Genomic DNA, 14,844 nt, shown 5'->3' on the forward strand with positions numbered 1-14,844 from the left:
TGCGGCATTGTTCTTGCTTGCATCTGGCCGCCGCGGGGATCAAGACATCTGTGGCACCGTCAAAGCGACCACGGAGTGTTTGAGTGAAAGCTGTCCATACCGAACTGCACCGCAGCCACGATCCGCAATTCTTCCTGGTTCGCGGTGTCGTCAAGCGCACCACCGAGCAGCCCGAGCGCGCCGACCGCCTGCTCAAGGGATTACGGGATGGCAAGCACCAGCTGGTCGAGCCGACCAAGTTCGGGCAGGGGCCGCGCGCACGCATTCACAGCCCGGAATACCTTACGTTCCTGAGCGAAGCCTGGGACGCCTGGACCGCGCTCGGCGATTCCGGCCCGGAGATGATCGGCAACATCCATCCCGTGCGCCACGCCGCAACCTATCCCACTCACATCGTCGGCAAGCTCGGCTGGCACACGGCCGACACCGCGGCGCCGATCGGCCCCGGGACTTGGGCTGCAGCCTGCGCCGCGCCCGACGTTGCGGTGACCGCCGCGCAAATGGTGATGGACGGCGAGGACGCAACCTACGCGCTCTGCCGTCCGCCCGGCCATCACGCCTATCGCGATATGGCCGGCGGCTTCTGCTTCCTCAACAACAGCGCGATCGCCGCGGCGCATCTGCGGCAGAAGCACGAGCGCGTCGTGATCCTCGATGTCGATGTCCATCACGGCAACGGCACGCAAGGCATCTTCTATGCGCGGCCCGACGTCTACACGATCTCGATCCACGCCGACCCAATCGCTTATTACCCCTTCGTGTGGGGCTACGCGCATGAGCGCGGCGAAGGCCCGGGCCTGGGCACCAATCTCAACATTCCCCTCGCCATCGGCACCGGCGATGACGGCTACATCCAGGCACTGGATCTCGCGCGCAAGGCGATCGAATCCTTCGCCCCCGGCGCCCTCGTCATCGCGCTTGGCCTCGATGCCTCCGAGCACGATCCGCTGAAGGGCCTTGCCGTCACCACGCCCGGCTTCCGCCGCATCGGCCAGGCCATCGCGAGGATGGGCCTGCCGACCGTGTTCGTGCAGGAAGGCGGCTATCTCTCCGACATTCTCGGCGCGAATTTGACTTCGGTGCTGGCAGGATTCGAACAGGCGCGGTGAGATCTCTTCGCCTCTCCCCGCTTGCGGCAGGGCTATCGCATTTGACTGTTGGAGGCGCCTGAGCGCGCGCCTCGTCCTTCGAGACGACTGCTCCGCAGTCTCCTCTCCATGAACCACCTGTCAGACGACGTCTGACAGGTGGTTCATGGTTCCATGTGCAGCGCCCGCTTTCGGCGCTGGGGGCTCAGGATGAGGCTAAGCAGCGTCAGTGCCCGTTGAAACTGCTGCCGCACACTCCGTCCTCATCCTGAGGGCCCGCCACAGGCGGGCGTCTCGAAGGATGGACGCAGACGAAGAAGCTTCAAATGCGATAGCCCTGCCGCTTGCGGGGAGAGGTCGGAATTTGCGCAAGCAAATTCCGGGTGGGGGGGACGGGTCTCACGCCAATCGCGCCGCCGCGGCGGTGTCATTCAGCCGCTTCCTGGAGCGGCCAGGCATGGCGGCTGATGGGAAGGCCGCCGTCGGCACGGGAGCCATCGGCGATCGCGAGGCGATGCGAGGGCGATGGCGAGCACAGCGAGAAACGCCAGCCGTCCGGATCGTCGGCAATGCCGGGCTTGAAGCTGATCTCGATGGCCTCGCGTGAGACCTGCATCGCGAAGGCGTCGAGCGGCAAATTGAGCCCGAAGCCCCTGGCCTTCAGATAGGCCTCCTTGAGCGTCCAATAGTCGAAGAAGCGCTCGATCGCCGCGGGCTCCGGCAGTCCGCGCAGCGTTTCGACCTCCTCCGGCGCAAAGAAGCGATGCGCGGTGGACAGCGGGGCGACACGCCGTGACACGGTTTCGACGTCGACCCCGACGGCCTCATGCCGCGACACCACGCAGGCGACGCAGCCGTCGGCATGCGACAGGCTGAAATGCAGCGCGGTCGAGGTGACGGGCGCTGCGACGAACGGTCGCCCATAGCGGCCCGCGCCGAACGACCAGTCGGAGGGCGCGACGTTGGAGGCGACCTGCGACAGCGCCAGGCGCAACATGGCATGTGCGAAGATGTACTGCCGCCGATGCCGCTCGAACATGAAGCGATCGGCCCGGGCCCGTTCGTCGACCGAGAGCAGGCGTCGGCACGCCTCGACCGCGCCCGGCGCGTCAATGGTCTCGATCAGCCCGACAAAGAGTTCAATTCTGTCGTCTGCCATCAATTGGGCCCATGGCGTCAGGCGAGGCCAAATCCCCGGTCCCGACGGAAGAATTAGCTGAGCAAGAATCAACCAAGAGGACCTTTCCTAACGGTCCACCCAGGCGAATTCTTGTCGATTTGCAGGCCGGTTTACAGGCGCAAGCTTGTGCGAGACCCCAACTCGACGAGCGAGCGGCCCAATTCCGAAAACTGAAGCTCGAAGGATGAAGGCTGGAAATTCGTGCGGCGTCCCGGCCGACGAATCTTACTTCTTCTTCTTGGCCTTCTTCTTCGCCGCACTCAGCATCGAAAGGCTGGCGTCGACGTCCTTCAGCGCGGACTGGAGCTTCTTCTTCTCTTCGGTCAGCAACTTTTGCAGGGCCTTGCGGTCCTTGTCGCTCAGCGACGTGCCCTTGGTAAATTTGATGAAACCCATAACACTCCCCCGGTTGAAAATAATCGTCCAAATCAAAACGCGGGAATAATCTTGCGCGGTGACGCCAAATAATCAAGACGCAACTTGATCATTCACAGCTTTGACGCGTGAATCCGTATTCGTACGTGATGTAGCTTTAGGCCGCCCTGCGCGCGAGTAATCGGCCGAGCGGTGCATTGGGTTGAGCGACGGCCGCCGTCAGCAGCGCGACGAGATCCTCCATCCACTCGCCGACCATTCGGCCCTCGAGCAACTCGCGCTTGTAATTGCACGAGCCGGTGATGCCGGTCGGGCGCTCCTTGAGCATCAGCGACAGCCAGGTCTGGTCGATCGGCAGCACCGGCTGGCCCTCGCGCGCGATGTTGCCGATCGATCCTGTCGCGAGATCTGGGAGATCGAGCGGCTGGCGCAGCGGATTCTGCAGCGTGAAATAGACCTGCAGCAACGAGGACGGACCGATCCCCTCCTGCTCAAGATGATCGGCGAGGACGTTGAACGGCAGCTCCTGCCGCGCATGCGCGTCGAGCACGCTCTGACGCACGCGCTGCAAGGCCTGCACGAACGACAGATCCGGCGTGATGGTCGTGCGGACGATCACCGTGTTCTCGAACGGGCCGATGATTCGGTCGGTGTCCGGCTGGGCACGATTGGCCATGGCGGTGGCGACCGCGGTGTCGGTGCGGCCCGTCCGGGCCAGCAGCATGGCCTTCAGGCCGGTGAGCAGGCACATGAACAGCGTGCAATTGTGCTGGCCGGCGAACGCCGTCAGCCGGACGATCAGCTCGCGCTCGATGTTGACCGGATGATGCCCGGTGGAGGCGCCCGGGCTTGACTCGCCGTCGAAGACGGGACCCGCTCCGCGCAAATTCTCGGTCCAGTCGGCAGCCTGGCGGCGCGCGGCATCGGTGCCGCACCACCAGCGCTGCCAGCGTGCGACGGCCGAAAAGGCCGGAGGCGGCCTCAGTAGCGGCACCGACGGATATCCGGCCAGCGCCGCATATCGGTTCGACAATTCCTCGAACAGCACGCCGATCGACCAGCCGTCGACAACGGCGTGATGCAGCGTCAGCAGCAGCACATGATCGTCGTCGTGGAGCCGCAACAACCGGGCACGCAACAGCGGAGCGCGCGTGATATCGATCGGGCTATAGGTCTCCTGCTCGATCAGGAGATTGATCTTCCTGAGTTCGAGCGCCTTGCGCCGCTTGTTGTTGTGGGGATGACCGTCGCCGATCGTCTCGACGGTCATGACTCGGCCGAGGGTGCGCGGCGCGACGATGCGGCTTTCCGGCTCATCGCCGTTCCACGCGAACGCGGTCCGCAGCGTTTCGTGCCGGCGCACGACATCATCGATCGCCCTTGCCAGGGCGGCCGAATCGAGCGGGCCCTGCAGCCCGAAGGCGAAGGGCAGGTTGAACAGCGGCAGCCCCGGCAGATTGCGCTCGATCCGCAGCATCTGGTCCTGCGCGATGGAAAGCGCAGGCGGTCCGCTCGCAGCTAATCGCGGCACGCTTGCGGCAGGCTTGTGCGGCTTCGCCGCCACGGCCTCGTCGACTTGCCGGGCGAGCGCTTCGATCGTCGGTGCCTCGAAGATGGTCTTGATCGGCAGCGACACGCCGAGCGCGCGGGCAACGCGCGCCATCACCTGGCCAGCCAGCAGCGAATGGCCGCCAAGATCGAAGAAATTGTCGGCGACACCGAGGCTCTCGACCGTCAGCAGGTCGATCCAGATGTCGGAGAGAACTTTTTCGGTGAAGCGCCGCGCCGGCACGGCCGCATCCGGCCCGGACGTTTCCGGCGGAGTGGGCGCCAGCAGCGCGGAGCGGTCGATCTTGCCATGGGCGTTGAGCGGCATCTGGTCCAGGAACAGGAAGGCGGACGGGATGGCGTGGGCCGGCAGCCTGCCTTTCAGGAACTCGCGTAGCTCGCTGGCGCTGCTCCGGCTGCCGGGCTCGGCGACGATATGGGCGATCAGCCTGATATCGCCGCTCGCCTCGCGGCGCGGCTCGACGATGCCGGCGCGCACGTTTGGATGCTGGGCCAGCGCGTTCTCGATCTCCTTGAGCTCGATGCGATAGCCGCGGACCTTGACCTGTTGGTCGGCGCGGCCGAGGCATTCGATGGTCCCGTCGGCGCGGCGCCGGGCAAGATCGCCGGTCCGGTAGAGCCGGCTGCCTGGCTGGCGCGAAAACGGATCGGGCAGAAAGCGCTGCCGGCTTTGCGCGGGGTCGTTGATATAGCCGCGGCCGATGCCGGCGCCGCCGATGCAGAGCTCGCCGGTCACGCCGGTCGGTTGCGGCTGGAGGTTTGCGTCGAGCACGTAGAGCTGGGTGTTCGGCAGCGGCGCGCCGACCGGAACGTTGCCCGTCGCGATCGCCGGCGCCTTGGTCAGGCGATGCAGGGAGACGTCGTCGGAGCATTCCGATGCGCCATAGGCGTTGATCAGCGGCACTCTCGGACAGCGGGCGAACCAGGCGCGGCAGAGATCGACAGGCAACGGCTCTCCGGTCGAGATCAGCAGCCGCAATTTGGAGAAAGCGCTGAGCATCGGCGCCTCGTCCATGCGATCGAGAATGACGCGCAGCAGCGACGGCACGATCTCGATCACCGTGATGCCTTCGCGCTCGATCTCCCGCGCCAGCAGAATCGGGTCCTGCACGATCGCGTTGCCGCAGACATGCACGCGCGCGCCGACCATGGGCCCGGCGAGGAATTGCCAGACCGAGATGACGAAGCTCTGCGGCGCGGTTTGCGCGATCACATCCCGGGCCGAGAGCCCGAGCTCGGAGATGAGGGAGGCCAGATGGTTCGACAGGCCGCGCTGCTCGATCATGACGCCCTTCGGTGCGCCGGAGGAGCCGGAGGTATAGACGAGATAAGCGAGGCTGGAGCCGGCGCGCCGCAGCGCGCGCGCCGGCTTTGTCGATCCGGCTGCAAGAGCGTCGTCCAGCCCGGCCACCTGGATGCGCTCGACCAGCGGCTCGAGCAGGACCTCGACCATGGCGGACTGAGCCCGCCCGGTCAGCAGCACGCGGGCGCAGCTCGATCCGAGGATGGTCGTGAGCCTTGCCGGCGGCTGGTCGGGATCGAGATTGAGGAAGGCCGCGCCGACGCGCTGCACCGCGATCATCGCGGCGAGCAGGTCAGGCCCGCGCTCCGCGAGCAAGGCGACGACGCTCTCGGCGCCAACACCTTCGCGGGCCAGCCAGCGTGCGGCCGACTGGCTGCGGCGCGCCAGCTCGCGGTAGCTCAGCGACGCGCGGCCGTCCGACACCGCAACGGCGTCCGGTGTCTTCTTTGCCTGGCGGTCGAAGCGTTCGCTTAAGTTGCCGCGTGTGCTGAAATTGGCCGGCACGCCTCGGCCTTTCGCCAGCAGCCGTTGGCGTTCGGCCTCGGTCAGGAGCGGCAGGCGCGAGATCCGCTGCTCCGGATTGGCGATGACGGCCTTGAGCAGCGTCCTGAACTGGCCGGCCAAGCCTTCGATCGTCGCGGCGTCGAACAGATCGGTGGCGTATTCGAAGAAGCCGGTGAAGCGGCCATCGGCCTCGACCAGTTCGAGCGTGATGTCGAAGCGCGCCACCTTGGGATCGACTTCCAGCCGCCGCGTCGACAGGCCCGGGAAGCGTGCCGTCTCGATCGAGGCGTTCTGGAGGATGAACATGATCCGGAACAGCGGATTGCCGTCGCTCCGCCGTGGGATCTGGAGCGCGCGCAAGATCTCCTCGATCGGGAGGTCCTGGTTGCGGTAGGCGTCCAACGTGACCTGCCGCACCCGCCGCAACATCTCGCCGAAGCTCGGATCGCCGCTGAAATCGTTGCGCAGGATCAGGGTGTTGGCGAACAGCCCGATCAGGCGCTCGCTCTCGATCTGGTTGCGGTTGGCGATCAGCGAGCCGGTGGCGACATCCTCATGCGAGGTATGACGGAACAACAGGCACTGGAAGACGGCGAGCAGCGTCATGAACGGTGTGACGCCCTGGTTCTGGCTCAGCGCGTGCAGTTGGCCCGACAGCGTTTTGGAGAATTCGAGATAGTGGCGCGCGCCGTGACCGCTCCAGACCTCCGGCCGCGGTCGGTCCGTCCGTAGCGGTAGCGTGGTGACGCCGTCGAGCTGCGCCCTCCAATAGTCGAGCTGCTCCTTCGCCGCCGGCGTCTGCGCCCAGCTCTGCTGCCACAGCGCAAAGTCGCGATACTGGAAGGCAGGCGCAGGCAGGGCGGCCGGGTGCTTCTTGCGCGCCGCGGCGTAATGGATGGCGAGCTCTTCCCAGAACAGCCGCTGCGACCAGCCGTCGGTGACGAGGTGATGGACGTTGATCACCAGCGCATGGCTGTTCTTGTCGAACGACAGCAGTGAGACCTTCAGCGGCGGCTCGCGGGCCAGGTCGAACGGATGTTGCGCGAGCTTGAGCGCCTCGCGCCGGATAACCGCGGGCCGCTTCTCCGCAGGGCAGGGCTTGAGCTTGATGCGCTCGAACCGCGGCGGCGATGACAGCACAAGCTGTGCCGGCTCGCCGTGGCGTTCGATGACGACCGAGCGCAGCGCCTCATGGCGCGTGCAGATTGCAGCGAGGCTCGCAGAAAGCGCGGCAACGTCGACCGCGCCATCGAGAAGCGCGACTTCGACGACATTGTAATTGTAGCGGGTCGGGTCGAGCCGCGAGAGCACGTACATCCGCTGCTGCTGGAATGACAGCGGTGCGTCTGTGCCCGCAGCGCGGCGCCAGGCCGGCAGCGCCGTCTCGCGCCGGCTTGCGGCAGTCTCAATCCGGACCGCGAGTGCTGCGACGGTGGAGCAATCGAAGATGTCCTCGAACGAGAAGTCGACATGGAAGCGTTCGCGCAGGCGCGAGCGCATCTGAGTCACCGCGAGCGAGTCCGCACCAAGCGTGAAGACATCCTGGTCGACGCCGACCTGCGGCAGCTCCAGAAGGCCGGCCCAGATCTCGGCGAGCTGCGTCTCCAGCGCGTTGCGCGGCAGTCGCGTTTCGCCGGCATCCGCCGTCTCCGCGATCAACCCGGCTAGCGCGTTACGCTTGACCTTGCCGCTGGCGCCTTTTGGCAGCGCCGCGACGCTGCGAATCAGGCTCGGTATCTTGTAGGCTGCAAGCCGTTTTCGAGCGAACTGGCGCAACTGGTCGGAGGTCGCTTCGGAATTCGGCCGCAACACCACGACGGCGGCGACGTTCTCGCCGAGCTTTTGGTGCGGAACGGCGAACACGCCGGCCTCGAGCACCGCGGGATGGCTGAGCAGAACCTCTTCCACCTCCAGCGGCGAGATCTTCTGCCCGCCGCGGTTGATGACGTCCTTGATGCGTCCGACGATGAAGAGATAGCCGTCGGCATCGAGATAGCCGAGGTCGCCGGTCCGGAACCAGCCGTTGCGGAACGCGGCCTCTGTCGCCGCGTCGTCATTGTAGTAGCCGCGGCTCATGTTCGGCCCGCGCAGCATGATCTCGCCGTGCGCGCCGCTTGCGAGCGTGCGGCCGGCTTCGTCCATGATCGCGATCTCGGGACCTGCGGCGCGGCCGACCGATCCGACCTTGCGCAGCTCGAACGGATTGGCGGCGATCTGCGAGGCCGCCTCCGTCATCCCGTAGGTCTCGAGCACGGGAACGCCGAACGTCGCCTCCAGCCCTGCGAGAATCGCTGGCGCGAGCGAGGCCGAGGCCGAGCGGATCACGCGCAGCGACGACGGTCGAGCGCGGTCCGGGTTCGCTTCCGCCGCGGTCAGCAGGGCGCGATGAATGGTCGGCACCGCCGTGTACCAGGTCGGTTGCAGCTCCCGCATCCAGCCGAAGAAGGAGGATGCGTCGAAACCGTCGGTGCAGATCACGCTGGAGCCCGCGGCCAGCGCCGTGAGAAGACCGGAGATCAAGCCATGGGCATGAAACAGCGGAAGGACGTTGAGCAGGCGATCGTGCGACGTGAGCGACAGCACATGGCCGGCATTGTAAGCGGACAGGCAGACATTGCGCTGGGTCAGCGGTACCATCTTCGGTCGCGCCGCCGTGCCTGACGTCAACAGGATGAACGCATCGTCGTCGCCGCGCGTGCCGCCGCCGGCATTCGCCGGCCCGATCGTCGGCGCGATGAACGCGCAGCCACCGAGATCGCCGACCGGCCCCGCCACGAAATCGATCACCGCGATATCGAGCGCCCTGGCGACGTCGCGGCTCGCCGAGTTGATGTCGGCCCGGGTCACGAGCGCCGTCAGCTTCAATTCGCTGAAATAGCGTTGCAGCTCGTCCGCGGTCAGATCGGGATTGACGGGGACGCAGGCGCAGGCTGAGGCGACCGCGACCAATGCCAGCGCACTGTCGGCGCCGCGCGGCAGCGCAACCGCGATGCGGTCTGCAGGGCCGATGCCGAGTTCACGCAAGCTACGGACCAGTTGCCGGATCGATCCGTCCAGCGCGCCATAGCTGAGGACCGGCCTGCCAGGGGCGAGGAGTGCGGGCGCCGCCGGTGTCTTGCGGGCGTAAAATTCGAGAAGGCCGCCGATATGCGCAAATATCTTGGTTTCGGCCGCCGTACCGGCTGATCCTGCTTCCGCTCCGGATGCAATGTCCGACAACGCCATTCCCTTTTGATCCGATTGAGCTATTCTTCCAAGAAGTTAGGGAACGCGTCCAGTCCGAGGTGAAGTTTGGTCCCCAAAATCTGTGGTTGAGGGACCCTAAAGCCCTTCGACGGAGTGATGGTCGGGCAGAATCACCATGCTGGAGAATGAGCCGGACACGGGATCGGAAGGCGGGCTGAAGCGCTGGCTCGAAGGTATCGGCCTCGGGCACTACACCGATCTTTTCGTGCAGCACCGTCTCGATCTCGACGTCATGGGGGACCTGACCGAATCCGATCTGGTCGAGCTCGGATTGCCGCTCGGCGATCGCAAGCGGCTGCAGCGGGCGATGGCGGCGCTGTTTCGAGCGGAAACGGCGGAGGCGCCAACAGCGGCGGTGCGTCCGCAAGCACGGGCGGAGGTCGGGGCCGAGCGGCGCCAGCTCACCACCATGTTCTGCGACATGGTGGATTCCACCTCGCTTTCCGCGCAGTTCGATCCGGAAGACGTCCGCGACATGATCGCTGGCTTTCGCGAAACCTGCGTCCGCGTGGTCAAGCAGTACGAGGGCTTTGCCGCCCGTTTCGTCGGCGACGGTATCCTGGTCTATTTCGGCTATCCGACCGCACATGAGGACGATGCTGAGCGTGCGGTGCGCGCCGGGCTCGAGATCGTGCGGGTGCTGTCGACGGCGCACGCGGTCGAGCCGCGGGGCGCGCTCAGCCATTCACCCGCCGTCCGCATCGGGATCGCGACCGGCCTCGTCGTGGTCGGCGACCTCGTCGGGCAAGGCACCGAAGAACGCGACTCCGCGGTTGGAGAAACCGTCAATCTCGCGGCGCGCCTGCAAGCCCTGGCGCCGCCCAACGGCGTGGTGATCTCCGCTTCGACGCAGTCTCTGCTGAAGGGGAAGTTCGACTACCGCAATCTCGGTGTCCATGCGCTGAAGGGCATTGCGGAGAAGGCGCAGGCCTGGCACGTGGTGCGCGCCTCGCGGGTGGAGACCCGCTTCGCCGCCGCCATGGGCACGCGCCTGACGCCGCTCGTCAACCGCGAGGAGGAGATCGCGCTGTTGATGGGACGCTGGCAGCAGGCCAAGGACGGCGACGGCCAGGTCGTGGTCAAGTTCGGCGAGCCCGGCATCGGCAAGTCGCGCATCATCCAGGAAATCTTCGAGCGGATATCCGGCGACCGCCATGGACAAGTCTCGCTCCAGTGCTCGCCTTACTACACCTCCACGGCGTTCCATCCGTTCGTCGAGCAGCTCAAATTCTCCCTCGGCCTCGATCGCGAGGATCCGTCAGCGCTGTCGCTGGCGGGCCTCGAGACCGCGATTGCCGCCGCTCATGGCGACATCGAGCAGGTCGCGCCGCTGTTTGCCGCGCTGCTGTCGATACCGACCGGAGACCGCTATCCGCCGCTCGAACTGTCGCCGCAGCAGCAGAAGGATGCGACCGTTGCGGCGCTGGTGAACCATTTCCTCGGCCTTGCGCGCGAGATGCCGCTGGTGATCGCGTTCGAGGATCTGCACTGGATCGACCCGACCTCCCGCGAGGTGATCGATCTCCTGGTCGACCGGGCGCAGAACCGGCCGATGCTGGTCATCATGACCGCGCGCTCGGAGTTCCAGCCGAGCTGGAACGCGCATTCACACATCACCACCCTGGTCCTCAACCGCCTGAGCCGGCAGCTCCGCACGACGCTGGTCGAGCGTGTCGCGGGACGCGAGTTGCCCAAGGAGGTCGTCGAGGAGATCATCGTCAAGACCGACGGCGTGCCGCTGTTCCTGGAAGAACTGACCAAGACGGTTCTCGAATCCAACCTCCTGACCGAGCGGCACGGGCGCTATGTGCTGTCGGGACCGTGGCGGCAGCTCGCAATCCCGGCAACCCTGACCGATTCTCTGATGGCGCGGCTCGATCGGATGGGGCCGTTCAAGCGGATCGCGCAGATCGGCGCCACGATCGGCCGCGAGTTCTCCTACGAGACGCTGCATGCCGTCGCCGATACGCCGGCCGAGCAGATCGAGGCGGCACTCAATCATCTGGAGGAGGCGGGGCTGATCATGCGCCGCGGCCATCCGCCGGACGCGCTCTACTCCTTCAAGCATGTGATGATCCAGAACGCCGCGCATGCGAGCCTGTTGCACAGCGAGCGGCGCAAGCTGCATTCCCGCATCGCCCAGGTGCTCGCCGAGATGTATCCGGAGAAGACCGAGCGCGAACCGGAGCTGCTCGCCCATCACCTGACCGAATCCGGCCAGAGCGAGGGTGCCGCCAGCTTTTGGCTCAAGGCCGGCAAGCAGGCTGCCAGGAGTGGCGCCAATCTGGAGGCGATCGGCCATCTGCGCCGCGGCCTCAGCGTCGTGCAGGCCAATGCCCGCATGCAGGGCGCGGACGAGATGGAGCTCGAGCTGCGCATCGCGCTGGGTAATGCGCTGATCGCCGCCAAGGGCTATGCCGTGCAGGAGGTCGAGGAGAACTACATCCGCGCGCTGGAGCTCGGCCATCAGCTCGATGATGACGAAAAGGTCTTCGCTGCGACTCGCGGGCTCTGGGTGTGCCACTTCATCCGCGCCGATCTCACACGCGCGCACGATCTCAGCGTCGAGCTGTTGAAGTTCGCCAAGCGCGAGCGGCTGAACGACCGGACGCAGCCGGCGCAGCAGACCGGCTATCTGATCGAGGCGCACCGCGCCATCGCGATGACCATGCTCTATCGCGGCCGCTTCGCAGCCTCGCAGCACCATTTGCATCGCTGCATCAACCTGTTCAGCCCCGATCTGCACTCCGACCTGATGGAGCGCCACGGCATCGACCCCGGCGTCGTCTCGCTGTCTTATCTCGGCTACCTCCTGTGGTTCCTCGGTCGGCCCGACGCGGCGCGCCAGCACAGCGAGCAGGCGATCGCGAATGCGGAGAAGATCCGTCACCCCTTCACCCTCGCGTTCGCGCTCGTGTTCGGGGCATATCTCTGTCAGCATTTGCGCGACGTCGAGGGCACGCGCGACCATGCCAACCGCGCCATGATCATCTCCACCGAGCACAATTTCCTGCACTGGAAGCAGCAGGCGACGATCCTGCGCGGCTGGGCGCTGGCTCAGCTCGGCGAAGCCGACGAGGGTCTCAGCCAGATGCGCTTCGGCCTCGACGAGTACGAGGCGATGGATTCCTGGCTCGCCGGCTGCTGGTTTCGCTGCCTGCTCGCGGAAACCTACGCCAAGCTCGGCATGCGCGACGCCGCCTTGCGCGCGCTCGACGGTGCGCTCGCGACGGCAAGACGGACCGGCGATCACTCTTATCTCGCCGAGGTCTATCGCCTGCAAGGCGAGATCACGCTGTCGGGTGGCGACCCGGCCGCGGTACAGGAGGCCGAGGACCTGTTCGGCCTGTCGCTCGATATCGCACGCAAGCAGGGTGCGCTGTCCTGGGAGCTTCGCACCGCCGTCAGTCTCGCGCGCCTGTCGCATGAATCCGGCAAGCGCGAGCACGCAAGTCTCCTGCTCATACCGATCGTGAACAAATTCAGCGAAGGTTTCTACACCCCAGACCTGAAGCAGGCGATGCAGCTCGTCAACGAGCTCGGGACGGACACGCCCGTTCGCGAGCAGGCCGATCTGTGACATGAGCGATCTTGCCGCCACGCGAGCGCGCTATGTGGAGTTGATTGCCCGGCGCGAGCGGATTGCCTCGAAGCGCCTGCTCGCCGCGCTTGCCGCCGTTCCGCGCGAGGATTTTCTGCCAAGCGGACCCTGGCGCATCAAGAGCGAGACGGCGCGCAGCTATCGCCTGACGCCCAACGCAGATCCCGTTCATCTCTACGACAATGTGCTGGTCGCGATCGACGCACGCCGCAAGCTCGACACCGGCCTGCCGAGCCTGTGGGCGCATTTCATCGACATGCTCGATGTCAGGGAGAAGGACCGTGTCGTGCAGATCGGCTGCGGACTGGGTTATTTCTCCGCGGTGCTGTCGAAGATGGTTGGCCCAAAAGGCAGCGTGCATGCGATCGAATGCGACGAGCGGCTTGCGGCCCGAGCGGCGAGCTGCTTGCGCGGCTATGGTAACGTCAGGGTCGTCAACGGCGACGGATGCAAGGACGTCGGCAAACCCGCCGACGTGATCATCGTCCATGCCGGCTTTTCGCAGCCGCACCCGATCTGGCTGCACTCGCTCCGTCCGCGCGGTCGCCTGCTGGTGCCGTTGACCCAGCGGGACCGCGAGGGCGCGGCGATCAGGATCGCGCGCAAGGGCAGGGGGTTCGAAGCCGAGGCGGTGCAGCAGATCCGGATCTTCCCCGGCCAGGGCCGCGGCGTGACCGCGCTCGACGACCGCGTCGCCGACTGGTGGCAGCGCGCCTCGGCCCTGGCACCGCTGCGCTTTCGCGGCCTCGCGCAGGGGCTGCCGTCGGATGGCTAATGCTTCGTTTCATTTTACCTTGATTCCGATCGTGAGTTTCCAATCTCTCCGCGCGCAGCTATGAGTGCGGCCTGATCGCCATTCGAGCGCGCCCATGCATTCCGTTGCACTGCTGACCGCCAGCTACGCCAAGGATATCGAACGCTTTTCGCTGCTCAGCGAGAGCATCGACGCCTGGCTGACGGGATACACGCGGCATTATGTTCTCGTTAACGATGAGGATGTGCCGCTGTTCGCGCGCTTCGCTTCCGACAAGCGGGTCATCGTCCCGGCCTCGCGCTATCTGCCCAAATGGCTGTTCGCGCTGCCGCCGGCGCTCCAGTTCATCAGCAAGCGCCGCGTCTGGCTGTCGCTGCTGTCGTCGCCGGTGCACGGCTGGCACATCCAGCAGATCCTGAAGATCGCCGGCGTCCTCAACGCGCCGGAGCAGCGCGTCTGCATCCTGGATTCGGACAATCTGTTCTTTCGCGAATTCGACGTCGGCCAATATGCCGGCGCCGAGACGACGCCGCTGTTCGTCACGCGCGAGGCGATCGGCGCCGATCACCCGTTGCATGGCCTCTGGCTGCGCACCGTCGATCAGCTTCTGGGCATCAAGGAGCGCTCGTTCCCGGCGGACGATTATGTCGGCAATGCGCTGGTCTGGGACAAGGACACGGCCCGGGCGATGACCGACGCGATCAAGTCGGCGACGGGCTTGAGCTGGGCTCTGGCGCTGTGCCGGAAGAAGAAATTCTCCGAATATCTGCTTTACGGAAACTTCGTCGCGACCTCGCCGGAACATCTGGCGAGGCACCGGATCACCGAAGACAGCATCGCGGTCTCGCACTGGGACGACACGCCCCTCGACCGCCCCGCCATCGAAGCGATGATGCGCACGGCCTCGCCCGAGCGGGTCGCGCTTTGCATCCAGTCCTATTCCTCGACCTCGATCGACGACATCCGCGACGTGTTCCGTCTCTCCTCGCGCGATCGTCGCAGCCCGAGCCTGGCGCCGGACCACATGGACGACGCGGCCGCGTTCGAAACGCCGAAGACACGCTAAAGCGGAATGGTTTTGGGCTGAATAGAGCGGCCGCGGGGTCGTCCACCTCTCCCGCTTGCGGGAGAGGTCGGCGCGAAGCGCCGGGTGAGGGCTGTCTCCTCTGGGGGATTGTCCCATTGCGGAAGCACCCTCTCCCCAACCCTCCCCCGCAAGCGGGG

7 protein-coding genes are annotated in these 14,844 nt (G+C 65.9%); 4 read left to right on the forward strand and 3 right to left on the reverse strand.

The window, feature by feature from the left end; genetic code table 11:
- Positions 1-83: 83 nt before the first annotated feature.
- Positions 84-1,109, forward strand: coding sequence for a histone deacetylase family protein (locus tag CVM73_RS08180; protein ID WP_100231495.1), 1,026 nt, complete (start codon positions 84-86; stop codon positions 1,107-1,109).
- Positions 1,110-1,515: 406 nt separating this feature from the next.
- Here CVM73_RS08180 and CVM73_RS08185 read toward each other — a convergent pair whose 3' ends face one another.
- The 3 genes from CVM73_RS08185 to CVM73_RS08190 form a co-directional block, all read right to left on the reverse strand.
- A complete protein-coding gene (locus CVM73_RS08185; RefSeq protein ID WP_100231496.1) occupies positions 1,516-2,247 on the reverse strand; it encodes a 4'-phosphopantetheinyl transferase family protein in 732 nt (243 codons plus the stop codon).
- A gap of 246 nt (positions 2,248-2,493) precedes the next feature.
- Complete coding sequence (locus tag CVM73_RS40060; protein ID WP_167406713.1) at positions 2,494-2,664, reverse strand: hypothetical protein; 171 nt, start codon at positions 2,662-2,664, stop codon at positions 2,494-2,496.
- A gap of 136 nt (positions 2,665-2,800) precedes the next feature.
- Entirely contained in the window at positions 2,801-9,244 is a 6,444-nt protein-coding gene (locus CVM73_RS08190; protein WP_100231497.1) for a non-ribosomal peptide synthetase, read from the reverse strand.
- 136 nt (positions 9,245-9,380) lie between these two features.
- Between CVM73_RS08190 and CVM73_RS08195 the strand changes: the two genes are divergently transcribed.
- The 3 genes from CVM73_RS08195 to CVM73_RS08205 all read left to right on the forward strand — a co-directional run bounded on the left by CVM73_RS08195 (position 9,381) and on the right by CVM73_RS08205 (position 14,686).
- Complete coding sequence (locus tag CVM73_RS08195) at positions 9,381-12,845, forward strand: ATP-binding protein (protein ID WP_100231498.1); 3,465 nt, start codon at positions 9,381-9,383, stop codon at positions 12,843-12,845.
- Between the two features lies 1 nt (position 12,846).
- Positions 12,847-13,641, forward strand: coding sequence for a protein-L-isoaspartate O-methyltransferase family protein (locus tag CVM73_RS08200; RefSeq protein WP_100231499.1), 795 nt, complete (start codon positions 12,847-12,849; stop codon positions 13,639-13,641).
- Positions 13,642-13,735: 94 nt separating this feature from the next.
- A complete protein-coding gene (locus tag CVM73_RS08205; protein WP_100231500.1) occupies positions 13,736-14,686 on the forward strand; it encodes a DUF6492 family protein in 951 nt (316 codons plus the stop codon).
- Positions 14,687-14,844: the final 158 nt, after the last annotated feature.

Source organism: Bradyrhizobium forestalis (assembly GCF_002795245.1).
GTDB classification, from domain to species: domain Bacteria; phylum Pseudomonadota; class Alphaproteobacteria; order Rhizobiales; family Xanthobacteraceae; genus Bradyrhizobium; species Bradyrhizobium forestalis.

What these genes read in the sequence shown, in the direction of transcription:
- CVM73_RS08185 (WP_100231496.1), bottom strand. Translation starts at nt 2,247, where the DNA reads ATGGCAGACGACAGAATTGAACTCTTTGTCGGGCTGATCGAGACCATT.
- CVM73_RS40060 (WP_167406713.1), bottom strand. Translation starts at nt 2,664, where the DNA reads ATGGGTTTCATCAAATTTACCAAGGGCACGTCGCTGAGCGACAAGGAC.
- CVM73_RS08190 (WP_100231497.1), bottom strand. Translation starts at nt 9,244, where the DNA reads ATGGCGTTGTCGGACATTGCATCCGGAGCGGAAGCAGGATCAGCCGGT.
- CVM73_RS08195 (WP_100231498.1), top strand. Translation starts at nt 9,381, where the DNA reads ATGCTGGAGAATGAGCCGGACACGGGATCGGAAGGCGGGCTGAAGCGC.
- CVM73_RS08200 (WP_100231499.1), top strand. Translation starts at nt 12,847, where the DNA reads ATGAGCGATCTTGCCGCCACGCGAGCGCGCTATGTGGAGTTGATTGCC.
- CVM73_RS08205 (WP_100231500.1), top strand. Translation starts at nt 13,736, where the DNA reads ATGCATTCCGTTGCACTGCTGACCGCCAGCTACGCCAAGGATATCGAA.